The 26,714-nt window shown below is 56.9% G+C and carries 23 protein-coding genes; 10 read left to right on the top strand and 13 right to left on the bottom strand.

The window, feature by feature from the left end:
• Positions 1–779 precede the first annotated feature (779 nt).
• The 9 genes from purD to aroQ all read right to left on the bottom strand — a co-directional run bounded on the left by purD (position 780) and on the right by aroQ (position 9,981).
• Positions 780–2,069 (bottom strand): phosphoribosylamine--glycine ligase, encoded by a 1,290-nt coding sequence (gene purD / locus MPRO_RS18275; RefSeq protein WP_067296302.1) that lies wholly within the window; start codon positions 2,067–2,069, stop codon positions 780–782.
• Between the two features lie 18 nt (positions 2,070–2,087).
• Positions 2,088–3,677: a bifunctional phosphoribosylaminoimidazolecarboxamide formyltransferase/IMP cyclohydrolase gene (gene purH, locus MPRO_RS18270; protein ID WP_067296299.1), complete on the bottom strand. Its 1,590-nt coding sequence runs from the start codon at positions 3,675–3,677 to the stop codon at positions 2,088–2,090.
• A gap of 42 nt (positions 3,678–3,719) precedes the next feature.
• On the bottom strand, positions 3,720–4,001 hold the full coding sequence (fis, locus tag MPRO_RS18265) for a DNA-binding transcriptional regulator Fis (RefSeq protein WP_051103951.1): 282 nt from the start codon (positions 3,999–4,001) through the stop codon (positions 3,720–3,722).
• A gap of 32 nt (positions 4,002–4,033) precedes the next feature.
• Complete coding sequence (dusB, locus tag MPRO_RS18260; RefSeq protein WP_067296296.1) at positions 4,034–5,020, bottom strand: tRNA dihydrouridine synthase DusB; 987 nt, start codon at positions 5,018–5,020, stop codon at positions 4,034–4,036.
• Between the two features lie 147 nt (positions 5,021–5,167).
• Positions 5,168–6,532 (bottom strand): DUF3426 domain-containing protein, encoded by a 1,365-nt coding sequence (locus tag MPRO_RS18255; RefSeq protein WP_067296293.1) that lies wholly within the window; start codon positions 6,530–6,532, stop codon positions 5,168–5,170.
• A gap of 3 nt (positions 6,533–6,535) precedes the next feature.
• Positions 6,536–7,429: a 50S ribosomal protein L11 methyltransferase gene (prmA, locus tag MPRO_RS18250; protein WP_067296289.1), complete on the bottom strand. Its 894-nt coding sequence runs from the start codon at positions 7,427–7,429 to the stop codon at positions 6,536–6,538.
• A gap of 195 nt (positions 7,430–7,624) precedes the next feature.
• Positions 7,625–8,965 (bottom strand): acetyl-CoA carboxylase biotin carboxylase subunit, encoded by a 1,341-nt coding sequence (gene accC, locus MPRO_RS18245; protein ID WP_067296286.1) that lies wholly within the window; start codon positions 8,963–8,965, stop codon positions 7,625–7,627.
• Positions 8,966–8,997: 32 nt separating this feature from the next.
• A complete protein-coding gene (gene accB / locus MPRO_RS18240; protein ID WP_067296283.1) occupies positions 8,998–9,465 on the bottom strand; it encodes an acetyl-CoA carboxylase biotin carboxyl carrier protein in 468 nt (155 codons plus the stop codon).
• 78 nt (positions 9,466–9,543) lie between these two features.
• Positions 9,544–9,981 (bottom strand): type II 3-dehydroquinate dehydratase, encoded by a 438-nt coding sequence (gene aroQ / locus MPRO_RS18235; RefSeq protein ID WP_067296281.1) that lies wholly within the window; start codon positions 9,979–9,981, stop codon positions 9,544–9,546.
• 304 nt (positions 9,982–10,285) lie between these two features.
• On the opposite strand from aroQ, the gene MPRO_RS18230 reads away from it, so the two are divergent.
• Positions 10,286–11,323: a DUF2333 family protein gene (locus MPRO_RS18230; RefSeq protein WP_067296322.1), complete on the top strand. Its 1,038-nt coding sequence runs from the start codon at positions 10,286–10,288 to the stop codon at positions 11,321–11,323.
• A 25-nt stretch (positions 11,324–11,348) separates the two neighbouring features.
• Positions 11,349–12,113, top strand: a complete 765-nt coding sequence (locus MPRO_RS18225) for a ParA family protein (protein WP_067296278.1) — start codon at positions 11,349–11,351, stop codon at positions 12,111–12,113.
• A 106-nt stretch (positions 12,114–12,219) separates the two neighbouring features.
• Here MPRO_RS18225 and MPRO_RS18220 read toward each other — a convergent pair whose 3' ends face one another.
• Complete coding sequence (locus tag MPRO_RS18220) at positions 12,220–12,780, bottom strand: hypoxanthine-guanine phosphoribosyltransferase (protein WP_067296272.1); 561 nt, start codon at positions 12,778–12,780, stop codon at positions 12,220–12,222.
• A 327-nt stretch (positions 12,781–13,107) separates the two neighbouring features.
• Here MPRO_RS18220 and upp point away from each other — a divergent pair, with 327 nt between their 5' ends.
• From upp to MPRO_RS18195, 4 genes are all read left to right on the top strand, one after another.
• Positions 13,108–13,731 carry a uracil phosphoribosyltransferase gene (gene upp / locus MPRO_RS18215; RefSeq protein ID WP_067296269.1) on the top strand — a complete coding sequence of 208 codons (624 nt, stop codon included), beginning with the start codon at positions 13,108–13,110 and terminating at the stop codon, positions 13,729–13,731.
• Between the two features lie 13 nt (positions 13,732–13,744).
• On the top strand, positions 13,745–15,043 hold the full coding sequence (locus MPRO_RS18210) for a uracil-xanthine permease family protein (RefSeq protein WP_067296267.1): 1,299 nt from the start codon (positions 13,745–13,747) through the stop codon (positions 15,041–15,043).
• 312 nt (positions 15,044–15,355) lie between these two features.
• Positions 15,356–16,834 carry a SulP family inorganic anion transporter gene (locus MPRO_RS18200; protein WP_067296264.1) on the top strand — a complete coding sequence of 493 codons (1,479 nt, stop codon included), beginning with the start codon at positions 15,356–15,358 and terminating at the stop codon, positions 16,832–16,834.
• Between the two features lie 249 nt (positions 16,835–17,083).
• The gene (locus MPRO_RS18195; protein ID WP_067296261.1) at positions 17,084–17,935 is read left to right on the top strand and encodes a universal stress protein; all 852 of its coding nucleotides are present in this window, start codon (positions 17,084–17,086) and stop codon (positions 17,933–17,935) included.
• Positions 17,936–18,094: 159 nt separating this feature from the next.
• Here the strand turns inward: MPRO_RS18195 and pdxR are convergent, their stop codons facing one another.
• The gene (gene pdxR / locus MPRO_RS18190; RefSeq protein ID WP_067296318.1) at positions 18,095–19,570 is read right to left on the bottom strand and encodes a MocR-like pyridoxine biosynthesis transcription factor PdxR; all 1,476 of its coding nucleotides are present in this window, start codon (positions 19,568–19,570) and stop codon (positions 18,095–18,097) included.
• A 416-nt stretch (positions 19,571–19,986) separates the two neighbouring features.
• Here pdxR and MPRO_RS18185 point away from each other — a divergent pair, with 416 nt between their 5' ends.
• Entirely contained in the window at positions 19,987–21,624 is a 1,638-nt protein-coding gene (locus MPRO_RS18185) for a GMC family oxidoreductase (protein ID WP_067296259.1), read from the top strand.
• Between the two features lie 143 nt (positions 21,625–21,767).
• On the opposite strand, the gene MPRO_RS18180 is transcribed toward MPRO_RS18185, so the two are convergent.
• The gene (locus tag MPRO_RS18180; RefSeq protein WP_067296256.1) at positions 21,768–22,571 is read right to left on the bottom strand and encodes an IclR family transcriptional regulator; all 804 of its coding nucleotides are present in this window, start codon (positions 22,569–22,571) and stop codon (positions 21,768–21,770) included.
• 386 nt (positions 22,572–22,957) lie between these two features.
• On the opposite strand from MPRO_RS18180, the gene MPRO_RS18175 reads away from it, so the two are divergent.
• The 3 genes from MPRO_RS18175 (at position 22,958) to MPRO_RS18165 (ending at position 26,219) form a co-directional block, all read left to right on the top strand.
• The gene (locus MPRO_RS18175; RefSeq protein WP_067296253.1) at positions 22,958–24,205 is read left to right on the top strand and encodes a TRAP transporter substrate-binding protein; all 1,248 of its coding nucleotides are present in this window, start codon (positions 22,958–22,960) and stop codon (positions 24,203–24,205) included.
• A gap of 203 nt (positions 24,206–24,408) precedes the next feature.
• A complete protein-coding gene (locus MPRO_RS18170; RefSeq protein WP_067296315.1) occupies positions 24,409–24,936 on the top strand; it encodes a TRAP transporter small permease in 528 nt (175 codons plus the stop codon).
• Positions 24,937–24,947: 11 nt separating this feature from the next.
• Entirely contained in the window at positions 24,948–26,219 is a 1,272-nt protein-coding gene (locus MPRO_RS18165; protein ID WP_067296250.1) for a TRAP transporter large permease, read from the top strand.
• Here MPRO_RS18165 and MPRO_RS18160 read toward each other — a convergent pair.
• Positions 26,216–26,542, bottom strand: a complete 327-nt coding sequence (locus tag MPRO_RS18160; RefSeq protein ID WP_067296242.1) for a hypothetical protein — start codon at positions 26,540–26,542, stop codon at positions 26,216–26,218. The genes MPRO_RS18165 and MPRO_RS18160 overlap by 4 nt on opposite strands.
• Positions 26,543–26,714 lie beyond the last annotated feature (172 nt).

Genomic DNA, 26,714 nt, shown 5'->3' with positions numbered 1-26,714 from the left:
GCAGAACAAAGCATATAGGGCAGTTTCATAACTATCGTCACTCCATGTCGTTGAATAATTTTGGCCCACAATACAGCAGACGCTGCACCGGACAGCCAATATCGGGTAACCCGGATAGCTTCAATATAAACCAGAAGTCCCGATACCCTTCCCAAAAGGTGCGCTCAATGTGCACCGACGCGCCTTAACCGCTCCTGAGCAACCCCTAGCAGCCTGTCGGACTTAACACTGATCTACTGCGGAAAAGCCGAATTTGGTCAATTTATGTACTCTTTTTTACTCGTCGCAGGCTCCTCGGTCTGCGACCCCGCTAAAGCGGTTCTTTCCACTTCGTTTCAAGTGTTAAATAGAACCACTATTCGCCTCAAAAGAGCCCAAAAACTGCCTCAAATCGGCCTTTCCCTCGCTACGACCGGTCAAGTCCGACAGGCTGCTAGTGTAGTGTTTCACGCTATATGAAGCTTATAACGGCCCCTTTTTCCGCCATCCTGCGTTGTTCGTTGTCGCCGTAGCCCCACTATGACTCTGCCTCACGCCTTGGCTGGCGAAAAAATGAGCGCGTTCTAAAGCACCACCAAGAGTGCAACACTACACTAGCAGTGTCAGCCAGATACTTAACGTCATTCGATTACCCTGTTCTGTGGGAGGTCGGTGGGCTTAGTCGAGCAGGTTACGGGTGAGCGCTGCCATCATAAACAAAAACAGCCGCCCGGAGGCAGCTGTTTTGGTGCTTAGGCTGAAAGCTTCGAAGAGCGAGGCTTGAGATTATTCTCTAGCCTCTAGCCCTTGGCTTGTTCCCGTGCAATAGCGCGGTAAGCGATATCGGTGCGATAGTACGCACCTTCCCAGCTGACCTGCTGCAAGAGCGCATAGGCGCGCTGCTGTGCATCGGTGACGGTATCGCCCAGCGCTGTCACGCAAAGCACCCGACCGCCGGCTGTGACAACCTGGCCATCACGCAGGGCGGTGCCGGCGTGAAACACCTTGCTGCCTTCAGGTGTCTGAGCAGGCTCGGTGATGACATCACCCTTGCGGTAGTCACCGGGATAACCTCCTGCTGCCATAACTACACCCACGGCGGGGCGCGGATCCCAGTCAATGCTGACCTGATCCAGGCGACGCTCGATGGCCGCCATGCACAGGTCTGCCAGGCTGGACTTGAGGCGCAGCATTATGGGCTGGGTCTCGGGGTCGCCGAAGCGGCAGTTGTACTCGATGACCTTGGGCGTGCCATCGGCCATGATCATAAGGCCGGCATAGAGGAAACCAGTGTACTCGTTGCCTTCCGCCGCCATGCCACGCACCGTCGGCATGATGACTTCGTCCATGGCGCGCTGGTGGATTTGCGGCGTAACTACAGGTGCGGGTGAGTAGGCACCCATACCGCCGGTGTTGGGGCCGGTATCGCCGTTGCCGACACGCTTGTGATCCTGGCTGGTCGCCATGGCAAGCACGTTTTCGCCGTCAACCATGACAATAAAGGAAGCTTCTTCTCCGTCGAGGAATTCCTCGATCACGACGCGGCTGCCGGCATCGCCAAAGGCATTGCCCGCCAGCATGTCGCGGATGGCGTCTTCGGCTTCTTCAAGCGTCATGGCAACGATCACGCCCTTGCCAGCGGCCAGGCCATCGGCCTTGACGACGATGGGAGCTCCTTTTTCACGCACATAAGCCAGGGCTGGCTCTATGTCGGTGAAATTCTGGTAGTCCCCGCTCGGAATCTGGTGGCGTGCCAGAAAGTCCTTGGTGAAGGCTTTGGAGCCTTCAAGTTGCGCAGCGGCGGCGCTGGGGCCAAAAATGGCCAGGCCTTCGGCGCGAAAACGGTCGACCACGCCCGCCACCAGCGGCGCTTCCGGGCCGACGATGGTCAGTTCGATGGCGTTCTGGTGGGCAAAAGCCACCAGAGCATCCTGATCCAGTACGTCTATGGCGACGTTCTCGAGCTTGGCTTCGTTGGCGGTCGCGGCGTTGCCGGGTGCCACGAAAACTTTCTCGACACCGGCGTCACGTGCAACGCTCCAGGCCAGGGCGTGTTCACGCCCGCCGGAGCCGATGATCAATACTTTCATTGAATCTCCTCCCACGCCTTAGTGGCGGAAGTGACGCATGCCGGTGAAGACCATGGCGATACCGGCTTCGTCGGCCGCCTTGATCACTTCGTCATCGCGCATGGAACCGCCGGGCTGGATCACCGCGGTGATACCGGCCTTGGCTGCATTGTCGATACCGTCGCGGAACGGGAAGAAGGCATCGGATGCCATGACAGCGCCCTGTACCTGCAGCCCTGCGTGTTCAGCCTTGATGCCGGCGATGCGAGCGGAGTTGACGCGGCTCATCTGGCCTGCGCCTACACCGACAGTCTGACGGTTTTTGGCGTAGACGATGGCGTTGGATTTGACGAACTTGGCCACTTTCCAGGCGAAAATCAGGTCATGGATTTCAGCTTCGCTTGGCGCGCGCTGGGTCACGACTTTGAGATCGGAAGCTGTGATCATGCCGGTGTCACGGCTCTGTACCAGCAGGCCGCCGTTGACGCGCTTGTAGTCCAGATCGGTCACGCGCTCGGCGGACCACTGACCGCATTCCAGCAGGCGCACATTGGCCTTGGCCGCCACCACGGCACGGGCTTCCTGGCTGATGCTGGGCGCGATGATGACTTCAACGAACTGGCGATCGACTATGGCCTGGGCCGTATCGGTATCCAGCTCGCGGTTGAAGGCGATGATGCCGCCAAAAGCCGATTCAGTATCGGTAGCGTAGGCCAGTTCGTAGGCCTGGCGAATGCCGCCTTCAGGGCTGACACCCACACCGCAGGGGTTGGCGTGCTTGACGATAACGCAGGCCGGCTTGACGAAGCTCTTGACGCACTCAAGGGCGGCATCGGTATCGGCAACATTGTTGTACGACAGTTCCTTGCCCTGCAACTGGCGGGCGGTGGCAATGCCAACATCCGCCGGGTTGGCTTCAACGTAGAAGGCCGCTTTCTGGTGCGGGTTCTCGCCGTAGCGCATGTCCTGTGCCTTGACGAACTGGGTGTTGAAGGTGCGCGGAAACTCGGCCGGCGCCTCTTCAGTACCATCAACAATGGCGCCCAGGAAGTTGGCAATCATGCCGTCGTAAGCGGCGGTGTGTTCGAAGGCCTTTACGGCTAGGTCGAAGCGGGTCTTGTGACTCAGACCGCCGGCGTCCTTCAGTTCAGCCAGGATGCTATCGTAATCGATCGAATTAACGACGATGGCAACATCCTTATGGTTTTTGGCGGCAGAACGCACCATGGTGGGGCCGCCGATATCGATATTCTCGATCGCCATTGGCAGATCGCAATCCGCTCTGGCAATGGTCTGGGCGAAGGGGTAGAGATTCACTACGACCATATCAATTGGCGCAATACCGTGGTCCTGCATAACGCCATCATCAATGCCACGACGGCCCAGAATGCCGCCGTGAATTTTCGGATGCAGGGTTTTGACGCGCCCGTCCATCATTTCGGGAAAGCCGGTGTGGTCGGATACTTCAACGGCGTTGATATTCTGCTCGCGCAGCAGCTTGAAGGTGCCGCCGGTGGAGAGGATTTCTACGCCCTGAGCCGCGAGGGCTCGTGCAAATTCGACGATGCCGGTCTTGTCCGACACGCTGATCAGTGCGCGGCGAACCTGGGTGCTGTGTTGCTCTGCCATGGTAGTTCGGGTTTCCGGTTTCCGGTTAACGAATTGGATCTATTACAGCAATCCGTACTGCTTCAGCTTCTTGCGCAGGGTACCGCGGTTCAGACCGAGCAGCTGGGAAGCCTTGGTCTGATTATCCTTGGTATAGGCCATAACGGTTTCGAACAGCGGTGCTTCAACTTCTGCCAGAACCATCTGGTAGACGTCGGTCACCGGCTGGCCGTCCAACTGCTTGAAGTAGTGCGTCAGAGACTGATGCACATTGTCACGCAGCGTTTGATTGCGCGTGTCCTGTGGCTGTTGCGTGGCAAGTGTCGGCTGTTTAAGTTCTTTAATATCCACTTTGCGTGTCTGTCCATTGCCTGTGATCAGGCCGCTGATCCGTTTTGTGCCCACTGGGCAAAAAAGTCGTGAATAGCGGCGAACTGGTCGTCTGCTGTTTCCAACTGATTGAATGCTTGTCTAAAGCAACTGCCACCCTGTTCGGCCTGCAGGTACCAGCCCACATGTTTGCGCGCGATGCGCACACCCATGTAGTCACCGTAAAACTGGTGAAGTCCCTGCACATGCTCGAGCAGAATTCCCTTGATTTCAGCCAGGGCCGGAGCCGCAAGCGTGGTCCCGAAACGCAGAAAATGATCGATTTCGCGCAGCACCCAGGGGCGACCCTGGGCGGCGCGTCCGATCATCACCGCATCGGCACCGGTATATTCCAGCACCGCACGAGCCTGCTCGGGGGTGCGGATATCGCCATTGGCGAATACCGGCAGCGATACGGCCCGCTTGATGTCTCTGATAGTGTCGTACTCGACCTCGCCCTTGTAGCTGCAGGCACGTGTTCTGCCGTGCACGGCCAGGGCACTGATACCTGCATCTTCCGCGATCTTCGCCACATTGAGTCCGTTGCGGTTGCTGGTATTCCAGCCGGTACGGATTTTCAGCGTGACGGGGACATCAACGGCCCCGACCACGGCATGCAGGATACTGCGTACCAGTGGCTCGTCCTGCAACAGCGCGGACCCCGCCGCCTTGTTGCAGACCTTTTTGGCCGGGCAGCCCATGTTGATGTCGATGATCTGGGCACCGCGCTCCACGTTCATGCGCGCTGCATGGGCCATCATCTCAGGATCACCACCGGCAATCTGAACCGAACGGGGTTCGGGCTCACCGGTATGATTGAGGCGGTTGATGGACTTGCGGCTGTTCCATAGCCTTGTATCGGAGGTCACCATTTCGGACACGACCATGCCAGCACCGAGTCGTCGACAGAGCTGACGAAAGGGTCTGTCGGTAACACCTGCCATTGGTGCCAGAATTACCTGGCTGTCAATGGTGTAGGGGCCGATTCGAAACATGGAGGACCTTTTTTCAGAGAAAAAAACACCGTGAAACCCAATTGGGCCTCGAACCTGGTTCACTCAAGGAAGGTGGGCAATGATACCGCTTCAGACGAACGCGTCCAACCCGTATTTGATGAAAAAATGAACAAAAACGCGCTTGCGCTAAAGTCGGGCTGGTGCTAATTGAACCTCATAGCTGACGGCCCGCCGGCCCGGATCCAGTATCGCCAGATTGACCTGGAAAGGTTGCGAATTGGGCATTTTCAGCGGGTCCAGTATGTCGTCCAGATACTCCTGGGGTTGGAGCAAACGGCGGGCGACGGTGCGGCCGCGAATATCGGCAAAGCTCAGTTCAATGGCGGGGAAGGGCTGGCGGAAATCTGCAGTGTTTTCCAGTAGCAGATCGATGCTAAGCGCATCCTCAATGCGGGGATGTGCGCGTACTACCAGTTGGCGGTTGTGAATCAGCTCCACCGCCTGGTACGGCGGAATGGCGCACTCTAGCTGATGGCACAGAATCTCGTAGGCATCTGCCAGCAGAGGTTCGCGGGACCACTCGATACGGTTGAACCAGGCCAGTTGAGAAGCCAGCAGTACACAGGCTGCAAGGCAGCCAAGACTCCAGCCCAGGACGGCGCCGGGGGCTGCGGGTGTTATCGGGTGCATAAGTTCCAGCGGTTCGGCGTGCAGGTCCTGCAGTGCCGCCAATCCCTGTGGTTGTGGCGTCGGTTGGGGGGCGGCCTGAGGCGCTGGTTCGATCTGCTTGGGCGCTGCTGTGGAGGGCCTGGACTGCGTATGGGCAGGGGTGCTGTTGGCCTCGATCCTGGCAGTTGCTTCGATTACCGGCTCAGGCTCGTGTTTGGAAAGCGTAACGCTCTTGGCCGGCCCTGTCTGATCATGGGCAGTTGCTGCAACTGCAATGGCTTCAGGCTCGGGTTCAGAGGTGGGCTCAGGGACGGTTTGCGAGCTGTGCTCGCTCCGAGCATCCGATTTCTCGGAGGCTCTGCGTTCTGGCGTTTGTGCGTGTGTCTGTTCAAATGAATCTAAAGGCCGCTCTTCAGATGGAGCGTCCTGTGCTGGTGTGCGCAGAAAGCTGGCGATTGGAATGGGTGTCGAGGGTTTCTGGGGGGCCGTCCTGGGCCCGTTGTGTTGTGGTTGATCCTTTGGGGCTTCGGCGGGGCTGCTGACTTCCAGCGGCGCATCAGGGTCAAAGGCAGCCAGGTCGTTTACCGGCTTTGCCGGCTCTGCTGGGATCTGCGTTTGTGCCTCAGTGCTGGCTTTGGGAGCTTGCGCATAGCGCACATGCAGGGAGTACTCCTGCTGGGCGGGCTGTTCTTCGGCGTTGCTGCCGTTGCCGATTTCAGGCTGTGGCAGCTGGATGCCGGAGTAAGGCTGGTGTGCCCTGGCATCGAACACTCGCAGGCAGGCACCGCATCGAACCTTGCCGTCGGCCAGCTTGAGCTGACCTTCGCTGACATTGAAGCGAGTCTCACACTCCGGACATTCGGTGATGATGCCGCCGTTCATGGATTATAACCTCGTGCCGGAGATCCTGATCCAGCCTTCGCGTTCAACAACCGGGTCCAGTTTGAACCACTGACCGTAGGCGGCGCCAATGTCGCCGGCCTGACGTTCCAGCAGACCGGAGAGCGCGATGCGCCCGCCGCTGCGCACGCGGACAGCCAGTGTGGGTGCCAGTTCGACCAGCGGCCCCGCCAGGATGTTGGCGACCAGCAGATCGGCTTCGAGTTCCGGTGCTGCAGGTGGCAGGCAGGTATGCAGGCGCGCGGGGTCGAGCTTGTTGCGCTCCAGGTTGCTGTTGGTCGCCTGCAGTGCCTGAACATCGATATCGACCGCCAGTACGTGACGTGCACCCAGCAGCAGGGATGCAATGCCCAGAATGCCGGAACCGCAGCCGTAGTCGATAACCTGCTTGTCTTCCAGCGGCTCGCCGTCCAGCCATTCCAGGCAGAGTGCCGTGGTGGGGTGGGTACCGGTACCGAAGGCAAGGCCCGGATCCAGCATCATGTTGACGGCATCGGGATCAGGCGCTTCGCGCCAGCTCGGGCACACCCACAGGCGTTGACCAAAGCGCATGGGGTGATAGTTGACCATCCACTCCCGTTCCCAGTCCTTGTCTTCAAGGATTTCAGCCTTGAGCTGTGGCATGGGCTTGCCGGCGAAGAACTGGTCATGTGCCTGGCGCACGAAACGGGTAGTCTCTTCCAGGTCGTGTTCGGTGGCGAACAGGCCTGTGATAGTGGTGTTCGACCACAGCGGCGTGGTGCCCAGATCCGGTTCGAAAATGGGTTCGTCGGCCGAGTCCTGGTAGGTGACGGCGGCGCAACCGGCGGCCAGCAGAATGTCCTCATACTGCTCGGCGGAGTCCGGTTCGATGGTGAGCTTGATTTGTAGCCAGGGCATGGCGGATCCGTATTCGTAAGTGTTATTCGCTGAGTATGGCTGATTCATGCGGTACAGGAAACCTTGCGGCTTTCCCGTGCCACGCACTGCGCTGCCAAAGGTGTCGAGTTCAATACGCAAAAGCCCGCTTTCGCGGGCTTTTCGGGCCCAGCCCCGGATTCCTGAGGAACTCGGGTCGGGGATCTGGCTGGGCTTTTACAGACCCAGTTTTTTCTCCAGGTAGTGGATATTCACGCCACCCTGGGCGAAGTTGGTGTCGCGCACGATCTCCTGATGCAGCGGGATGTTGGTGCGAATGCCTTCTACCAGCATTTCGTCCAGTGCATTGCGCATGCGGGTCAGGGCGATTTCACGGCTGTCACCGAAGGTGATCAGTTTTGCGACCAGTGAGTCGTAGTGCGGCGGCACTGTGTAGCCGTTGTACAGATGGGAGTCCACCCGGATGCCAAAGCCACCCGGTGTGTGAAAGTGCTTCACGGTGCCAGGGCTTGGCAGGAATGTTTTAGGATCTTCGGCATTGATGCGGCATTCGAAGGAATGTCCGCGTACGACTATATCTTCCTGCTTGTAGAACAGGGGCTCGCCCGAGGCGATACGCAGCTGTTCCTTGACGATGTCGACACCGGTGATCATTTCGGTGACCGGGTGTTCAACCTGTACACGGGTGTTCATCTCGATAAAGTAGAAGTGACCGTTTTCGTACAGGAACTCGAAGGTGCCGGCGCCGCGGTAGCCAATGGTAATGCAGGCATCAACACAGGACTGCAGCACGCGCTGGCGGGCGTCCTCATCGATGTGGGGCGCGGGCGCTTCTTCGACCACCTTCTGGTGACGACGCTGCATGGAGCAGTCGCGGTCATACAGGTGAATCGCATTGCCCTGGCCGTCGGCCAGAACCTGCACTTCCACGTGGCGTGGATTCTCGAGAAATTTCTCCATGTAGACCGTATCGTCACCAAAGGCTGCTGCAGCTTCGGACTGGGTCACATGGATGGAGTTCAGCAATGCGGCTTCCGTATGGACGACGCGCATACCGCGACCACCACCACCGGAGGCGGCCTTGATGATGACCGGGTAGCCGATACGACGGGCGATGGCGTGAACTTCATCGGTGTCTTCGGGCAGCGGACCATCGGAGCCCGGCACCGTCGGTACCTTGGCCTTTTTCATGGCTCTGATGGCTGAAACCTTGTCGCCCATCAGGCGGATGGTTTCGGAGCTTGGGCCAATGAACTTGAAGCCAGAGCGTTCAACCTGCTCGGCGAAGTTGGCATTTTCCGCAAGGAAGCCATAGCCGGGGTGAATGCCGCTGGCATCGGTCACTTCGGCGGCGCTGATGATCGCCGGAATGTTCAGATAGCTGTTTTTGGATGGAGCCGGGCCAATGCAGACGGCCTCGTCTGCCAGGCGGACATGCATAAGGTCGCGGTCTGCAACGGAGTGCACAGCGACCGTTTTGATACCCAGCTCTTTGCAGGCTCGCAGAATTCGCAGCGCAATTTCGCCTCGGTTGGCGATAACGACTTTTTCAAGCATCGGGTAAATTCCTTGATCTGGCGAAGAGGCGTTTAGACGATGGTGACAAGAGGCTGGTCGTATTCAACCGGCTGGCCTTCTTCAACCAGAATGGCTTCGACTACGCCGGACTTGTCAGCTTCAATCTGGTTCATCATCTTCATGGCTTCCACGATGCAGATCACATCACCGGCCTTGACGGTCTTGCCTACTTCAATAAAGGGCGGTGAGCTCGGTGACGGCGAACGGTAGAAGGTGCCGACCATTGGCGATAGCACAACGTGGCCGCTAAATTCAGCCGCTGCAGGCTCAGTTACAGCAACTGCAACAGGCGCTGCGGCGGCAGCAGGCGCCGGGGCCATGGCCATCTGCGGGTAGCCGGCTGGCATCATCATCTGGGCAGGGACGGACTGAGCCATGCGGCTGATGCGCACGGACTCTTCACCTTCCTTGATTTCGATTTCGTTGATGTTGGACTCTTCCAGCAGTTCGATCAGTTTTTTGACTTTGCGGATATCCATTGTGATCTCTTTTTAAATTCTTGAAGTGGCGGAAGTGGGTTCAGGAGCCTGCCTGGCGAAGGTCAGGCCCCGTATTAGTTATGCCAGACCGTCTATGACGGCCTGCAATGCAAAGTTATACCCCTGGCTGCCGAAGCCGCAGATAACGCCCTTGGCGACATCCGAAAAATACGAATGATGCCGGAATGCCTCACGTGCATGCACATTGGACAGGTGGACTTCGTAAAACGGAATATCCACCCCCAGCAGGGCATCGCGCAGCGCAACACTGGTGTGGGTGAATGCCGCCGGGTTGATAATGATAAAGGCGACGCCTTCATCCCGGGCGGCATGGATACGCTCGATCAGCTGATACTCGGCATTGCTTTGAAGATAGCTCAGCTGATGACCGGCGACCTGTGCCTGTATTTCCAGCGAGCGGTTAATGTCCGCAAGCGTGGTGGCACCGTATATACCGGGTTCCCGGGTGCCGAGCAGGTTCAGGTTAGGGCCGTGCAGCAGCAGAATTTTTGCCATCAATAAAGCCTCAAGAATCAACAGACTTGCGACATGCAGGGGGTTAGATCGCATAGTTTGCATGAATCCGGTGGCAGTGTCTATCGCAAGCCTTAATTTGCGGCGTTAGCGGCTATTTCAGCGAAGTTAACCTAGATTTCCCCGTCTGTTGCCCGCCATGAGTGATGTTTTTTTACTCTTTTCCCGATTTTCACACTGCGGGGCAGCCCGCGCGTCCCGGGGACGGGCGTTGACGCTGTTGGGCAAATCAGTGATAGTGCGGTGCAGCATTCAGAAGCACATCCAGGTTATTAAGGGAACGGCATTGGAAAAACTGCAGCGTTGGTGGCTGGGCAAATGGGATCGGATAGCGGCGGGTCCCGGGTCTTCAGCCTGGCTTAAGGGAATCGGCGTATTGCTGGGCCTATATTTACTGGGTGCCCTGGTGGTAGGCCTGTACTGGAGCTGGGAGCCTGCGCGTTTTGATGTTGAGGCCAAGGCCGTGCCCCATGAGGGTGCCGCGCCTGCAGTGGGTTCGCACACCAGTGGTGCACTGATCGAAATTGTCGAAACCCTGCTGAACAAGCCGGGCGGTTATCTGAGTAACGACAGGCTGCCGCCGGGAATCTGGCTCGATAATGTTCCCAGCTGGGAGTTTGGTGTGCTGGTACAGGCGCGTGATCTGAGCCGTGCCCTGCGCAAGGATTTCAGCCGCTCGCAGTCGCAGTCAACGGAAGATGCCGATCTGGCCAAGGCCGAGCCGCTGCTGCACTTCAACAACAAGAGCTGGCTGCTGCCTTCCACCGAGGGTGAATATCGCAAAGCGGTCAAGCTCATGCGTCAGTATCAGTTGCGCCTTGCTGATCCGGCCCAGACTCAGTCGCAGTTTTATGCCCGCGCCGATAACCTGAGCAATTGGCTGGGGGATGTATCCACCCGTCTTGGCAGTCTGTCGCAGCGCCTCAGTGCCAGTGTCGGTCAGCGTCGTCTGAATACGGACCTTGCCGGTGAAGCAGATGCACGTCAGTCGACCCAGGGCATGGCCGAGCAGGATATCCAGACGTCCTGGCTGGAACTGGATGATGTCTTCTATGAGGCCCGCGGTACGGCCTGGGCACTGATTCATATTCTGCAGGCAGTGGATGCCGATTTCGCCGTCGCGCTGGAAAAGAAGAATGCCCGTGTGAGCCTGGAACAGATTGTGCGCGAGCTCGAATCCACCCAGGAAACCATCTGGAGCCCGATGGTGCTGAACGGCAGCGAGTTCGGTCTGGTCGCCAACCACTCTCTGGTAATGGCGTCTTACATTTCCCGCGCTAATGCGGCCATCATTGACCTGCGCAAGCTGCTGACGCAGGGATGATGTCGATTTCGGAGAGCAGTATTCGATGAAGCGAGTTGTCTTTAACCAGAAAGGTGGTGTGGGTAAATCCAGCATCACCACCAACCTGGCGGCTATCAGTGCGACCCGAGGCCTTAAAACGCTGGTGATCGACCTGGATCCGCAGTGCAACTCGACCCACTACCTGCTGGGCGAGAATGCAGCCCATACCCAGACGGATATCCGGGATTTTTTCGAGCAGATGCTGAGCTTTCAACTGAAGACGGCCGGGCCTGATGAGTTTGTGCATGAAACGCCCTACGAGAACCTGTTTCTTATCCCGTCTAACCCGGATGTCACCGATCTGCAGGCCAAGCTCGAGTCCAAGCACAAGATCTACAAGCTGCGCGACGCCCTGAATCAGCTGGACGACTACGATGCCATTTACATCGATACGCCGCCGGCATTCAACTTTTTCACGCTGTCTGCGCTGGTAGCGGCGGATCGCTGCCTGATCCCGTTTGACTGTGATGAGTTTGCTCGCCAGGCACTGTACAGCCTGATGGATAACGTGCGGGAAACCCAGCAGGATCACAACGCTCAGCTACGGGTAGAGGGCATAGTGGTCAACCAGTACCAGCCGCGGGCAACTCTGCCGCAGAAGATGGTGGCGGACCTGGTGGCGGAAAACCTGCCGATGCTCAGCAGCAAGATTTCATCCTCGGTGAAGATGCGTGAGTCCCATAATGAATCGCGTCCGCTGATTCACATGGCACCCAATCACAAGCTGACGCAGGAATTTGTCGCGCTGTTCGACGAACTGCACCCCTGATACTCAGGCGGCTGTCGTAAAAAAGCCGGCGAGGGCAGTGTTGCCCATCGTCGGCTTTTTTGTGTTCAGGCTCCCAAGCCCGGGCGGAAACTTCCTTGCCCCTTGATTACATGCCCTTGACGGCGAAGATGCCCGGCGCGTTGCGCCAGTACCCGTGATAATCCATGCCAAAGCCAAACAGGTAGCGGTCTTCGGCATTGAGGCCGACGAAATCTGCCTTCATGTCCGGGCGTGCCTTGCGGTCGTGCATCTTGTCGACCAGTACCGCCGTGTACACTTCGGAGGCGCCTTCGCGTTCAAAATAGTCGACGATTTCTGCCAGGGTGTGACCCTCATCAAGAATGTCGTCAATGATCAGTACCGGGCGACCCTTGAACTCCACCATGGGAGGAACCTTCCATTCCAGGCCAAAACCGCGGGTGCCGTTGCGATAACGCGTTGCGTGCAGATAACTGGCTTCGAGCGGAAATTCGAGCCGTGTCAGCAGTTTGCCGCCAATCACCAGACCACCGTTCATGATGCTGAAGAGAACGGGGTTGCGATCGTGCAGGGTCTGGCTGATGGCGTCGGCCATGGCGTCGATGGCGGCTTCCACCTCGGTGGCGCTGTGCAGCAGATCCGCTTGGGCGTAAACCTCGCGGATATGGTCCAGGTCGGTATTAGGCATGGGATAGTGTGTCAGAGTAGAAAATAGTGTTCAGGCATCCGGGTGATGGGCCCGGTGCGGCTTGTCGGGCCCACAATACTGACTGACCGGTCAGATGGCAAGCCGACCGGCGGATGACAAATTCCCGCCTTTTGGCTAGGATGCACCCACATTTTCTGACCGGCACGACAACTGCAGTCTTTCGGGACGCAGTTGAGCGCTTCGGGCGTCGTCTGTCTGGCCCTATGCGGTTGCCAGTCTTTGGGCTGTTACCGTTTTGGGATCGCTGGTTTAACATGGGATCCGGCTTGCTGGCCGGACTCTGACTGTTGTCAAAGAGGTTTGTGCATGAGCGTTCACGAAATCCGCCATCCATTGGTCCGCCACAAGCTGGGCCTGATGCGGGCCGCCGATCTGAGTACCCGCAGCTTCCGGCAGCTGGCCTCGGAAGTTGGCTGCCTATTAACCTACGAGGCAACCAAGGATCTGGAGCTGGAAACCTATCAGGTGGAGGGCTGGTGTGGCCCCATGACTGCGGAGCGCATCAAGGGCAAGAAGATCACCGTAGTGCCGATTCTGCGCGCCGGCATCGGCATGCTCGATGGCGTACTTGAGTTGGTGCCCGCCGCCAAGATCTCTGTAGTGGGCCTTTACCGTGACGAGGAAACCCTGGAACCGGTGCCGTACTTCGAAAAGTTGGCCAATGATATTGAAGAGCGCATGGCACTGATCATTGATCCGATGCTGGCGACGGGGGGATCCCTGATCGCTACCATCGATATGCTGAAAAAGGCGGGTTGCACCAGCATCCGCACGCTGATTCTGGTGGCAGCACCTGAAGGTCTCAAAAAAGTGCAGGAAGCACACCCGGACGTGGATATCTTCACAGCGTCCGTTGACAGTCACCTGGATGAGCACGGCTACATCATTCCGGGTCTTGGCGACGCCGGTGACAAAATTTTCGGTACCTGAGGGGAACTGAACCATGTCTCACCACGGTGAATATCATCTAGGCGGATGGCGCAGTGCGCTGGCCGGCTCGCAAATGCTGTTCGTGGCCTTCGGCGCTTTGGTACTGGTACCGCTGCTGACCGGGCTTAATCCGAGTGTTGCCCTGTTTACGGCCGGTGCCGGCACGCTGCTGTTTCAGATCGCCACCAAGCGCACGGTGCCGGTCTTCCTGGCTTCATCCTTCGCCTTTATCGCGCCTATCATCTATGGCGTCCAGACTTGGGGTATTCCCGCCACCATGGGCGGGCTTATGGCGGCCGGGATGCTGTATCTGCTGTTGTCACTGGCGGTGAAAATTCGCGGTGCCGGCTTTATTCATCGGCTGATGCCGCCGGTGGTGACTGGCCCCATCATTATGGTGATTGGTCTTGGGCTGGCGCCGGTAGCGGTGAATATGGCCATGGGCAAAAGCGGCGATGGCGCTTTCGAGCTGTTCCCGTATGCTGATGCCATGCTGGTGTCCATGGCGGCGCTGCTGTCCACCCTGGTGGTGGCGGTGTTCGCCCGTGGCATTTTTCGTCTGGTGCCTATCCTTTCCGGCGTACTGGTGGGATACCTGCTGGCCAACCTGATGGGCATGGTGGATTACACGCCGGTGCAACAGGCGGCCTGGTTTTCGGTGCCGGCCTTTGTGGCGCCTGAGTTTAACTGGCAGGCGATTCTCTTTATGCTGCCGGTCGCCATTGCGCCTGCGATTGAGCATGTCGGCGATGTGCTGGCCATCAGCAGCGTAACTGGCAAGGACTACCTGAAAAAGCCCGGTCTGCATCGCACCCTGCTGGGGGACGGTATTGCCACATCCGCTGCCGCCATGCTCGGCGGGCCGCCGAATACGACTTATTCAGAAGTGACTGGCGCGGTTATGCTGACCCGTGTATTTAACCCGGTGGTGATGACCTGGGCTGCGGTTTTTGCCATCGCACTGGCCTTTGTCGCCAAGATCGGCATTCTGCTGCAGACCATTCCAACCCCGGTAATGGGTGGCATTCTGATCCTGCTGTTCGGCTCCATCGCCGCAGTGGGCATGAATACCCTGATCAAGGCGCAGGTGGATCTGAGCGAGCAGCGCAATCTGGTGATCGTCGCCACTGTGCTGGTGTTCGGTATTGGCGGCATGGTTCTCGGTCAGGGTGAAATGAGTCTGCAGGGCGTCGCGCTAAGCGGCTTTGCGGCCATTATTCTGAACCTTGTATTGCCGCGCAGCAGCAAGGACACCGATGATCTGGCGACAGAAAAAGCGCTGGTGGATACGATGCTGGAGCGCGGGCACTAAGCTTTTTTCGGTCAATAAGGTTGCAGCGGCAGCTCCTGCGCAGGAGCTGCTGTACCTTGCCAGCGCCGGTATCGCGGCTATGGCCGACTTGACGCTTCAGGCGCAAGCCGGTAACGTAGCCGCGCGTTGTGCACATGCAAAAAATGGCTGCCCTGGCCGTGCTGTGTCGACACTTTTTCTGCGTTTTACCCTGGTTCTGCGCGAACCACAGACCGCGAACCCTGCAGGCTCAGCCGGCACCTTTCGCACCTCTTCTATTACCGGTACAGCATGGCGGTGCTGTCCCAAGCTTGATGACCTGACGGATAACGGATGATTAACTCTTTGCAACGCCACTGGTTCTCCAACACGCGTGGTGATCTGCTGGCCGGCGCCGTGGTAGCGCTGGCCCTGATCCCCGAGGCGATCGCTTTTTCGATCATCGCCGGTGTAGATCCCAAAGTGGGTCTGTACGCGTCTTTCTGTATCGCAGTGGTGATCGCCTTTGTGGGTGGCCGCCCCGGCATGATTTCGGCGGCGACCGGTGCCATGGCGCTGTTGATGGTGACCCTGGTGCGTGACCACGGGCTCGAATATCTGCTGGCCGCATCCCTGCTGACCGGGGTGCTGCAGATAGGTGCTGGTTATCTGAAGCTCGGCAGTCTGATGCGCTTTGTATCGCGCTCGGTGGTGACCGGTTTTGTCAATGCGCTGGCGATTCTGATCTTTATGGCGCAGTTACCTGAGTTGATCGATGTGACCTGGCATGTCTATGCCATGACCGCGGCGGGGCTTGGCATCATCTATCTGTTTCCCTATGTGACCCGTGCGGTGCCATCACCACTGGTGTGCATCCTGACACTGACCGGCCTGTCGATGTATCTGGGGCTGGATATCCGTACCGTCGGTGATATGGGGGAGCTGCCTGATACCCTGCCGATTTTCCTCTGGCCCGACGTGCCGCTGAACTTTGAAACCCTGCAGATCATCTTTCCCTACGCCGCCGCCATGGCCGTTGTTGGTCTGCTGGAATCCATGATGACCGCCACTATCGTCGATGACCTGACCGATACCTCAAGCGACAAGAACCGTGAGTGCAAGGGGCAGGGCGTATCCAATATTGCCTCCAGCCTGCTTGGCGGCATGGCGGGCTGCGCCATGATCGGCCAGTCGGTGATTAACGTGAAGTCCGGTGGCCGTACCCGCCTGTCGACCCTGACCGCGGGCCTCCTGCTGCTGATCATGGTGGTTTTCCTTGATGAGTGGGTGGCGCAGATTCCAATGGCGGCCCTGGTAGCGGTCATGATCATGGTCTCCATCGGCACCTTTAGCTGGGACTCGATCCGCAACCTAAAGCAGCATCCGCTGTCGACCAATATCGTCATGATCGCGACTGTGGTGGTGGTGGTGTTTACCCACAACCTGGCCTACGGCGTATTCGTCGGCGTGCTCTTGGCCGCCATGTTCTTCGCCAGCAAGGTCGGACATTACATGCGGGTGGATACCCATGTGGATGAAACTCAATCGCTGCGTGAATACCGCGTATCGGGGCAGGTTTTCTTCGTCTCGGCGGACAAGTTCATCGCCGCCTTTGACTTCAAGGAAGTGCTCGACAAGGTGGTGATCGATGTCACGCACGCGCATTTCTGGGATATTACCGCCGTCTCGTCCCTCGACAAGGTGGTGGTCAAGTTCCGTCGTGAAGGCACCGAGGTGGAAGTCTGTGGGCTGAATGAAGCCAGCGCGACCATCGTTGACCGTTTCGGTCAGTACGACAAGCCTGGTAATGTGGATGATCTTATCGGGCACTGATGCCCTCGGTTGCGGGTCGGTTTTAACAGCGTAACAACTTGACCCTGGGGGCTTTTATGCTCGCACAGGCATGCTATGGTTGGGCTCTGCGGTGTGCCACAGGCAGGGCGACCGCGGGCAGAGTATTAGCCCGGCGGGTTATTGGTTGATGCAGAAATGCTTCGTTGTGGACCCTTTTACTGGAACCAGGGCCCAAAGCGAACGCCAGGTTAAGAGCCCCGTCCAACGCTGTACAGGGAGTGACCATGTATGAATAAAGTATTTGCCTGTATCGGTGCCATGCAGTCTTCGGCGGCGGTGTGCGACAGCGCCAGCTGGGCCAGTCGACGTCTGGAGGCGCCGCTGCTGCTGCTGCATGTGCTGGATCGCACAGACAAGGCAACTGAAGTGGACCTAAGCGGTAATATTGGTCTGGGCAGCCGCGAGCACCTGCTGGAAGAGCTGGCCTCGCTGGATCAGAAGCGTGGCCGGCTGGCGATCGAAGCCGGCAAGGCCATGCTGGATGCCAGTGCAGAGCGGGTCCGCAGCAGCGGCGTTGAGACGCCAGCTCTGATGCAGCGCCACGGTGATCTGGCTGAAAGCTTGGGTGAGCTTGAAGCCGATATTCGTCTGCTGGTACTCGGTCTGCACAGTACCCATAGTCACAGCCCCGGCATGCCGGTGGGAAGCCATGTCGAAAGTGTGATTCGTACCCTGCATAGACCCATTCTGGCTATTCCCGGTGAATTTTCCGAACCCAAAAGCTTTATGCTGGCCTTTGATGGCAGTGCCACCACCCTCAAGGGTGTGGATATGCTGGCGGCCAGCCCGCTGTTGAAAGACTTGCCCTGTCATCTGGTGATGGTGGGGGCGGATACGGCGGAGCATCGCCTGGCGCTGGATGGTGCGCGCAGTACGCTGGAAAAGGCTAACTTTGCGGTGACTGCGGTATTGAAAAGCGGTGATGTGGAGCCGGTACTGCATGCTTATCAGGCCGATAACAATATCGATCTGATAGTAATGGGGGCCTACGGTCATTCGCGCATTCGACAGCTGCTGGTGGGCAGCACGACCCGCAACATGCTTAACAACACCCGCAGCCCGCTACTCTTGTTGCGCTAAAGTGCACTAGCCTTAACGAACGTAGCGCTTTGGCGCTGCGTTGCTGTTTTATTCCTGCTTCAATTCTTTCTTCTTTCTTCTTTCTTCTTTCTTCTTTCTTCTTTCTTCTTTCTTCTAGCCCCTAGCCCCTAGCCCCTAGCCCCTCTCGCCCCTCTTGCATCAATCCGCAGTGCTCATTTCCCTGACCAGTTGCGCCAGAATGCGGATGCCGGGTTCGATGGCCTCAGGTGCTATGGCTGAAAAACCCAGCTTGATGCAGTTCTGCGGCAGATTATTGGCGTAGTGATAACTGTCGCCAGAAATAATCAGAATGCCTTTTTGCGCAGCGACTCGCTTGAGCTCGGCGGCATTGATCCCGCTTGGCAGAGTACACCAGAATGACGATCCCCCCGAGGGCAGAATATAGCTGCCGGGCAGGTAGGTGTTCAGTGCCTGGGCCATGATTTCACTGCGCTGGTGGAATTTGCGGGCGAGCTTGCGCAGCAGTGCATCGTGATAGCCCTGGGCCAAAAAGAGCGCCACGGCGCGCTGATTGTTCAGTGGTGGGTGGCGCAGCATCAGCTGGCGCAGGTTGCGGGCTTCCTGTATCAGGGCCTTGGGGCCGACCATGAATCCCATGCGCAGACCCGGCGCCAGGGTCTTGGAGAGGCTGCCGATATAGAGCACCCGGTCGTGCTTATCGAGGCTTTTCAGCGCCGGTGTCGGGTTGGATTCAAAATTGATCTCCATTTCGTAGTCATCTTCCACCACTATGAAATCGTGTTGCAGTGCCTTGTCGAGCAGGGTGCGCCGCCGTTCCAGTGGCATGGTGACGGTGGTGGGGCATTGATAGCTCGGCGTGATATAGAGGGCATCGCAGCTGTCCAGCTGCTCATCGACCACCAGGCCGTTTTCATCCACAGCGAGACTTTTCACCCGGGCGCCAAAGAGCGCGCCTATATGTCCGGCACTCGTATAGCCAGGGTCTTCGATACCGAAGCAGGTGCTGTCGTCCAGCAGCAGCTGGGCCAGCAGGTAGAGCGCCTGCTGGGAGCCGATGGTGACCAGTATTTCGTCCTTCTCAGCCTGGATGCCACGACTCGGCAGGATGCGTTTTTGCAGTTGTTCGATCAGCATCGGATCATCGCTGTCATAGCGATCCGATGACCAGTCGCGAATCGCCTGCACACTGACGGCATCGCGCCAGCATTTGCGCCAGTTGTCGATCGGGAAAAGGGCCGAGTCCAGCTGACCGTAAATAAAGGGGTAGGGGTGGGAGTGCCAGGCATGGGCCAGGCTCGGGTTGGCCTGGACTGCGGGCTTGACCTTGAAGCGCGTTGACCAGTCGACCTTGTCGCAGTGGTCGGTTTGGGGCGCGTTCTTGCTGTCCTTTTCCAGCTTGCCGGCGACAAACTGAGGATTGACGAAATAGCCGCTGCGCTCCTTGGATGTCAGGTAGCCGTCGGTAGCCAGTTCATCGTATACCAGCACTATGGTGTTGCGAGCCACGTTGAGTGTTTTGGCCAGGCTGCGGCTTGAGGGCAGTGGTTCATCCAGCGGCAGGTAGCCCCCCAGAATGGCGGTTACCAGCTGCTCGCGGATCTGCTTTTGCAGCGTGGAGTTGTTGTTTCTGTCCAGGTGAAAGAGTGCTGACATATGCATACCCGCCATTATTTTTAGTGATTATATACGCCTGGCTGTGCTGACTTCTGCCTGGCGTCTTGCGGAGGGTTAATCCGAAAAGTCGCTGGGCTCTGGGTTCTGCGGCGAGCCCGTCTGCGACCCAAGTCTATATCCGTCCTATAGCTGTGTTACCGGATACTTAACCCATACTAAGCTAATAAATTACATAAATCACTATTTGTGAGACTATGAATTTCACTTTTTAATAAAAGTGTTGATTTGTTTCTTTGCAGAAACGATACTCCAGTTATCGAAACGGGTTATCAATGATCGTTTTGTGCCAGTTTGATACCTGCTCAGATCCAGGATTCTCACCAGTCAGGTCGCTGAACGAGCCTTGTTGGTTGAGTAAGTTGTTGATTAAAAATAAAAAATGGATGGTATGACTGATGTCTCTAGATTCTGCCTATGACTACATTGTGATCGGCGCAGGCTCCGCCGGCTGTGTAATGGCAAGCCGTCTGTCGGACAACCCTGAACATTCTGTGTTGCTGATCGAGGCGGGGGGGCGGGATACGAATCCCTGGATTCATGTGCCTATCGGCTACTTCAAGACCATGCACAATCCCAAGACCGACTGGTGCTACATGACCGAGCCGGACCCAGGCCTCAATGGCCGCCAGCTGCAGTGGCCGCGGGGCAAGGTGCTGGGGGGCTCCAGTTCGCTCAATGGCCTGCTGTATATTCGCGGCCAGAAAGAGGATTACGATGACTGGGCGGCGCAGGGTAATGAGGGCTGGTCTTACAAGGACGTGCTGCCGTACTTCATCAAGTCCGAAGACCAGGAACGCGGCGCCGATGCTTATCATGGCGTGGGCGGTCCGCTGTCGGTATCCAATATCCGCGTAAAGCGTGAAATTTGTGACAAGTTTATCGATGCCGCCCAGCAGGTGGGTATTCCGCGCAACGATGACTGCAATGGTGAAACCCAGGAAGGTGTGGGTTACTTCCAGTTAACCATCAAGCGCACAGGTACCCGCTGCAGCACGGCGGTGGGCTTTCTGCGCCCGGCGCTGAAACGTCCGAACCTGCAGACGGTGACCCGGGCGCTGGTGCACCGCATCGAATTTGAAGGCAACCGGGTGGTGGGCGTAACAGTAACCATCAAGGGGCAGATGCACAGCATTCGCTGCCGGCGGGAAGTGGTATTGTCGGCCGGTGCCATCAACTCGCCGCAGACGCTGATGCTTTCAGGCGTTGGCGACAAGGAAGAGCTGGCAAGGCACAAGATCCCGCTGGTCAAGCATCTGCCGGGCGTGGGCCGCAACCTGCAGGATCACCTGCAGATCCGCACTATCTACAAGGTCAACAAGCCTATTACCCTGAACGACGAGGTCAATAATCCGTTGCGCAAGGTGATGATGGGGCTGGAGTACGCCATGTTCCGCACAGGCCCGCTGACAATGGCGGCCAGCCAGGTGTATATCTTTACCAAAACCCCGCTAAGCCCGCAAAGACCGGATATCCAGTACCATCTGCAGCCGCTGAGTGCAGACAAGCCGGCCGATGGTACGCACCGCTTCTCGGCCTTTACCGCCTCGGTGTGCCAGCTGCGTCCGACCAGTACTGGTCATATCGCGCTCAAGAGCACGAACCCGGCGGACTACCCGGCTATTCATCCGAATTATCTGGCTACCGAAGAAGATCAGAAAACCGCCATAGAATCCATCAAGATCACGCGCCAGATCATCAAGGCGCCGGCACTGGCGCCGCTGATCAAGGAAGAGCATGAGCCTGGCATTCAGCATCAGACCGATGCCGAGCTGCTGGAATACGCCCGTAACCGTGCCACGACCATTTATCACCCCACGGGTACCTGCAAGATGGGGCACGATGATATGGCGGTGGTGGATGCGCGCCTGCGGGTGCATGGCATTGAGGGGCTGCGGGTGGTGGACGCGTCCATTATGCCGACTATCGTCTCCGGCAATACCAATGCTCCTACTATCATGATTGCCGAAAAGGCGGCGGACATGATGAAAGAGGATGCCATGGCGGCGGCCAAGCTGTCGGCGTCATTGGGGTAGGGGTGCTGGCACTGGTGTTGCGGGCCTGCACGCGGCTATGCAGGCTGGTGCGAGCCTGCCACTAAGGGCAAGTTAAAGCTTTTAGCGAGAGATCTGCGGTATTGCCACGGCTGGAAACAGCCGTGGCTTTTTTATGGGTGCTCTCAGTCGGCGTCTGTGGCGTTCTCGTTTTGTTCCTCGTCCATCAGTAGTGCCAGTTCGGCGGCGGCCTCGCGGATCGCTGGCACGTGTTCCTGTGCCTGTGCAAGAGACAGGCGCGCCGTGGGGGCGTGCATTGCCAGCGCGGCATAGAGGCGGCCCTCGCTGTCCCGGATGGGTACGGCAACCGCGATCATGCCCTGCAGAAACTCCTCGTTATCAAGACCGACGCTGTTTTGGCGAATCTGGCGCAGTTCCGGTTTCAGGGCTTCAGCAGAAGTCAGGGTGTTGGGGGTGTAGCTGTCCAGCGGCAGTCGTGCCAGGAGGCGGGAGCGCTTGATGCTCGACAGCTCGCTGAGAAACAGTTTGCCACTGGCGGTGCAGTGCAGCGGTACCCGGTCGTTGATCTGCAGCTGAACCCGCAGCGGCCAGTGGGTTTCAACGCGGTCGAAGTAAATCATTTCGCCGCCGCTGGGGATTGATATGTTGCAGGTTTCGCCCAGCTTTTCTGACAGCCGCTGCAGAATCACGTGACGCTGAGTGCGCAGGAAATCATTGTTGCTGAGTACGCCCAGCGCAATCTTGTTCAGCTTGGGCCCCGGCAGCAGACCTCGGCCATCCAGGCGTGGCTGCAGAAAGCCGGCCTCTTCCAGTTGGCTGCACAGGCGGTGGATGGTGGGTTTGGGGAGTTTGAGGGAGCGGTTGATCTCTGCCGGCGTCATCGGCTGTGGCGTGTTGGCGACAATTTCCAGAATATTCAGTGCGCGCAGGATGGATGACCCTGTGTCCTTGCTGGTTGAATCGGGCATGGTTTCGATCCTGTGCCTGGTTGCAGTGTTAAGCGTCATCATAAGCGCAAGAAAGTCTCAATAACATTGCTAATCGATACTGTTTTCCAGAGTGTGCTGATGCGCGAATTTTCTGTGTGCTCAGGATCATTACCGCAAATTATTGATAATGCGGCTATATGTCGGAAATAACTGGGGTAGAGGCGTGCTTCATTTTAGGTCTTGTGAGAAAAAAGATCTGCTGGGGTTGGCTTGAACAAGATTAAAAATAACAAATTAATAACTTAGTGAGACTTATCTTATCAAAAAGTGTTGCTTGTAATGATATTCTGTGGTCTATTGGGTGCATGGTCGAAGGCTGATCAGTGAAATCCGGAAACTAAAAAATATAATTCAGGATGTCTATCATGGCGAAAGCAAACCCCTTCTCAGACAAGAAGCCCGAGAGTGTCTCGCGCCGGGATTTTTTCCGTGTGGCGGCGACCTATGGCATGAGTTCCACCATGCTGGCGGCCACCGCGCTGGGCAGTTTCACCCTGCCGCAACTGGCGCAGGCTGCAGAGGCCACTGCCAACCGCCGTAATAAAAAAGAGGCCAAACATACCCTGAAGTTCGGTGCGTCCGGGTTTAACGAGAATAACCTGCTGATCGAGCGTGCCGGTTGTTTGGATTTTGCCCGCGATATAGAAGACCGTACCGATGGCGAGATTCGAGTTGAATTTATCGGCGATAACCAAATTTGTGGCCAGCTGGACTGTGTCAAGAAGACCCAGCAGGGCATCATCGAGATGTTTACGGCGTCTACCCAGAACTCTGCCGGTGCCGCTCCTTATTTGAATGTGCTCGATTACGCCTATATGTTCCCGACACGGGCTTCGCAGTACCACTTCCTTTACCATCCCGACAGCCAGCGCCTGCTACGTGACCCGCTAAAGAAAAAGCATGGGCTGCAGTTCCTGTTTTCTCATTGTGAGCTGCGTGGTTTGCAGATGGGACTGGGCTGGAAAGACAAGCCTCTGATTACCGATATCGATGTGTTAAAAGGTACCAAGAACCGTGTTACTGGTACCCAGCTTGGTCGTATCGCCATGCAGTTGCTGGAACTCAATCCGGTGCCTATCGCCTGGTCTGAAACCCTGGATGGTCTCAAGTCGGGGCTGATCGATGGTGCCGAGACTTGGGCTGGTGCGGTGGGTTACGCCAACATGTCACCGGTAATCTCCCAGTCGGTCGACCTGCGCCTCTTCTGTGGCACCGAAGCCACCATGATGGATGCCAAGGTCTTCGATAGTATGAGTCCGGCGCTGCAGGAAGCGGTGATGGAGTCTGCTTATCTGACTCAGGTTAAAATCCAGGCGGCCCAGGAAGCGGCACTGGTGAATACCGTGGGTGCAACGGTACCGTCGCTGCCGGGTACTCTGTTCGCCCAGCACGGCGTGCGTGTTGCGCCTCTATCGGATGAAGTGCGTGCCAAAGCGGAACGTATCTGTGCGCCTGAATTCAACCCTGAACCCTGGGTGGAATGGCGCGAACGTCTCGATAAGTGGGCTGGTGGTATTGATACCTATACCGAGATCCACAAGATCGCTCGTGAAATTCCTCTGGACACACTTGCCGAGAATGTCGAGCCCCGTCGCTGGTGGAAAAACGCCTAATCCCTTTTGTCTTACTCCTTTTAGGTGACTAAAGATGCCGGTTTATCTGAGGGTAACCGGCGTTATGTTCGCGGGCCTATGTTCGCTGGTATAGAGTTTAAGGTGGTTGGGTTATGGCGACGTCAGAGTCGAATGCAAAACAGGGCGGTATCTCGCCAGACAGCGGGAAGATCCTATCGGGTGAAGCCAAAGGGAGGGTGCATATGAAAGTAGGCAAGGCACTTTACTGGGCTTTTCAAAATATCGAGAGATTTTTAATCATAGTCTCCTACGGGTCGATGACAGGTATTATCTTTGTCGAGGTCATCCGGCGATTTTTGTTTAATGAGCAATCGGCCTGGAGCACTACGATACCGATTTATCTGTTCCTGTGGCTTGCCTGGATGGGGGCCTCCTACAATACGCTGAAACGTTCCCACCTGCGCTTTACCGAGATGCGAGAACGGCTGTCTTATGGAGCCCAGTTCGGATGTCTCATTCTGGATGCCGTGCTCTGGTTCGTTATGGGAGCTGTGGTGATCTTTTTCTCTGTTGAACAGGTCTATATCGCTTACGATAACTTCTCGATTGTCCAGGGTACCGATAATGTGATGCAGTGGTGGTTCTATCTCGCGACGCCGTGCGCGTGGGCGCTACTGTTGGTGCGCGTCAGCCAGAATCTGGTGAGTGACTACCATGACTTTAAAGCGGGCCGGCCTTTAGCTGTGCAAGCCGCCACCTTTGGTGATTGAGGAGCTCAGTAATGGACGGATTATTGATTGGTTTGATTAGTTTGGGTATCACCGGTTTTTTTCTGCTTGGTGTGCCTATCTTCCTGGTGATCTCCTTTTGGGTTATCGGTGTCAGCTTGGTGATCGATTTCACCCTGGCCAATGTCGGTGTGACCCTCTATGAGGGACTGAACTTCTATGGGCTGCTGGCGTTACCTTTGTTTATCCTGACCGGAGACCTGATAAACGCAGCAGGTATCGCCAAGCGTTTGTCCGATTTTGCTTACGCCTGTCTAGGCTTTATGCGTGGGGGATTGGGGATGGCGGCTCTGGGTGCCTGCGGCATGTTTGCAGCGATCTCGGGATCAAATTCTGCCACCACCGCAACCATAGGCAGCATTATGCACCCTGAGATGAAGAAGGGTAATTACAACGAAGAGTTTGCCGCTGCTACCGTGGCCGCCGGTGGCGTTGTGGGGATTATTATTCCCCCCAGTATTATCTTTATCGTTTACGGCTTTATGATGAATCTGCCGATTGGCGAGCTCTTTATGGCGGGCATGATCCCTGGTGCGCTGATGGTTTTCGCTATGATGGTCACCTGTTATTTTGTGTCCTGGCGCAATGGATGGGGGGATCTCATTAAGTTCAGTCCCAAACGTATCGCCAAGACCGGCGCCAAGGCGTGGCTTGGGTTTATGGCGATGGGGATTGTGCTGCTTGGTCTCTATACCGGCTCTTTTTCGCCGACCGAAGCGGCAGGGGTCACCACGGGCTTCTGTCTGATTGCCGGGTTGTTGGTTACCCGGAAGTTCGGTATCAAAGACTTGCCGAAAATCATGATGCGCTCGGGCCAAATTACCGGTATGTTGGCGCCCTTGATCGCGGTCTCGGTGGTCATGCAGCAGGTGCTGTCACTGCTGGGAGCCAAAGCCTTTTTGACTGAAGTGATTACTTCATTTGGCGGCTTTTATCCCATATTGTTTGCCTGTATGGCAATAGTCTTTCTGGTTGGAGCGGTACTAGAGAGTCTGCCCGTCACTGTGATACTGGCACCCATATTGGCGCCCATAGCGGCCTCGATCGGTGTTGATCCGATCCAGTTTGCAGTGATCTTCCTGGTTGGTGCTTCCATTGGCTTCATTACGCCGCCCTATGGTTTGAATCTTTACGTGGCCAGTGGCATGACCGGTATTCCCTATTTGCGAATAGTGAAACATGTGGTGCCCTATCTCATTGCGCTTATTTTGACCTGGTTCGCCATTGCGTTAATTCCTGGGATCTCTCTCTGGATCCTTTCTTAAATCCGGCAGCAATCCTCTCTTCCTAACGAAGAGGGGATCTTGGCGTTGCACATCTGAGGTATTAGGTTGATGCGGTCATGCAAGCGCAACAACGCGTGATCGGTCTGAAGCACGAGATGCACAAGGCGCTGGACGGCAGGCACTTTCCCCGACGAGATCGCGGGTAAAAGTATCAGTTCATTGATGATCATCCCCGCGGCCTGGCTGAAGCTGATCTGGCAAGGATGTCTGCCTTTCAGGCTGTACGCCATCAGTACCATTTGAAAACGCAACAGCTTGTACGCCAGTAGTGTTCCCCACAACTCCTGGCCGATTTTCAGCACCTAGTGTAGTGTTTCACGCTATATGAAGCTTATAACGGCCCCTTTTTCCGCCATCCTGCGTTGTTCGTTGTCGCCGTAGCCCCACTATGACTCTGCCTCACGCCTTGGCTGGCGAAAAAATGAGCGCGTTCTAAAGCACCACCAAGAGTGCAACACTACACTAGGAGGCTGT

Origin of the sequence: Marinobacterium profundum (assembly GCF_001528745.1) — a bacterium.
GTDB classification, from domain to species: Bacteria; Pseudomonadota; Gammaproteobacteria; order Pseudomonadales; family Balneatricaceae; genus Marinobacterium_A; species Marinobacterium_A profundum.
Note: the sequence above shows the minus strand (reverse complement) of the source record. Positions and strands in the feature narration are given on the sequence as shown.

What these genes read in the sequence shown, in the direction of transcription:
- purD (WP_067296302.1), bottom strand. Translation starts at nt 2,069, where the DNA reads ATGAAAGTATTGATCATCGGCTCCGGCGGGCGTGAACACGCCCTGGCC.
- purH (WP_067296299.1), bottom strand. Translation starts at nt 3,677, where the DNA reads ATGGCAGAGCAACACAGCACCCAGGTTCGCCGCGCACTGATCAGCGTG.
- dusB (WP_067296296.1), bottom strand. Translation starts at nt 5,020, where the DNA reads ATGTTTCGAATCGGCCCCTACACCATTGACAGCCAGGTAATTCTGGCA.
- MPRO_RS18255 (WP_067296293.1), bottom strand. Translation starts at nt 6,532, where the DNA reads ATGAACGGCGGCATCATCACCGAATGTCCGGAGTGTGAGACTCGCTTC.
- prmA (WP_067296289.1), bottom strand. Translation starts at nt 7,429, where the DNA reads ATGCCCTGGCTACAAATCAAGCTCACCATCGAACCGGACTCCGCCGAG.
- accC (WP_067296286.1), bottom strand. Translation starts at nt 8,965, where the DNA reads ATGCTTGAAAAAGTCGTTATCGCCAACCGAGGCGAAATTGCGCTGCGA.
- accB (WP_067296283.1), bottom strand. Translation starts at nt 9,465, where the DNA reads ATGGATATCCGCAAAGTCAAAAAACTGATCGAACTGCTGGAAGAGTCC.
- aroQ (WP_067296281.1), bottom strand. Translation starts at nt 9,981, where the DNA reads ATGGCAAAAATTCTGCTGCTGCACGGCCCTAACCTGAACCTGCTCGGC.
- MPRO_RS18225 (WP_067296278.1), top strand. Translation starts at nt 11,349, where the DNA reads ATGAAGCGAGTTGTCTTTAACCAGAAAGGTGGTGTGGGTAAATCCAGC.
- MPRO_RS18220 (WP_067296272.1), bottom strand. Translation starts at nt 12,780, where the DNA reads ATGCCTAATACCGACCTGGACCATATCCGCGAGGTTTACGCCCAAGCG.
- upp (WP_067296269.1), top strand. Translation starts at nt 13,108, where the DNA reads ATGAGCGTTCACGAAATCCGCCATCCATTGGTCCGCCACAAGCTGGGC.
- MPRO_RS18210 (WP_067296267.1), top strand. Translation starts at nt 13,745, where the DNA reads ATGTCTCACCACGGTGAATATCATCTAGGCGGATGGCGCAGTGCGCTG.
- MPRO_RS18200 (WP_067296264.1), top strand. Translation starts at nt 15,356, where the DNA reads ATGATTAACTCTTTGCAACGCCACTGGTTCTCCAACACGCGTGGTGAT.
- MPRO_RS18195 (WP_067296261.1), top strand. Translation starts at nt 17,084, where the DNA reads ATGAATAAAGTATTTGCCTGTATCGGTGCCATGCAGTCTTCGGCGGCG.
- pdxR (WP_067296318.1), bottom strand. Translation starts at nt 19,570, where the DNA reads ATGTCAGCACTCTTTCACCTGGACAGAAACAACAACTCCACGCTGCAA.
- MPRO_RS18185 (WP_067296259.1), top strand. Translation starts at nt 19,987, where the DNA reads ATGTCTCTAGATTCTGCCTATGACTACATTGTGATCGGCGCAGGCTCC.
- MPRO_RS18180 (WP_067296256.1), bottom strand. Translation starts at nt 22,571, where the DNA reads ATGCCCGATTCAACCAGCAAGGACACAGGGTCATCCATCCTGCGCGCA.
- MPRO_RS18175 (WP_067296253.1), top strand. Translation starts at nt 22,958, where the DNA reads ATGGCGAAAGCAAACCCCTTCTCAGACAAGAAGCCCGAGAGTGTCTCG.
- MPRO_RS18170 (WP_067296315.1), top strand. Translation starts at nt 24,409, where the DNA reads ATGAAAGTAGGCAAGGCACTTTACTGGGCTTTTCAAAATATCGAGAGA.
- MPRO_RS18165 (WP_067296250.1), top strand. Translation starts at nt 24,948, where the DNA reads ATGGACGGATTATTGATTGGTTTGATTAGTTTGGGTATCACCGGTTTT.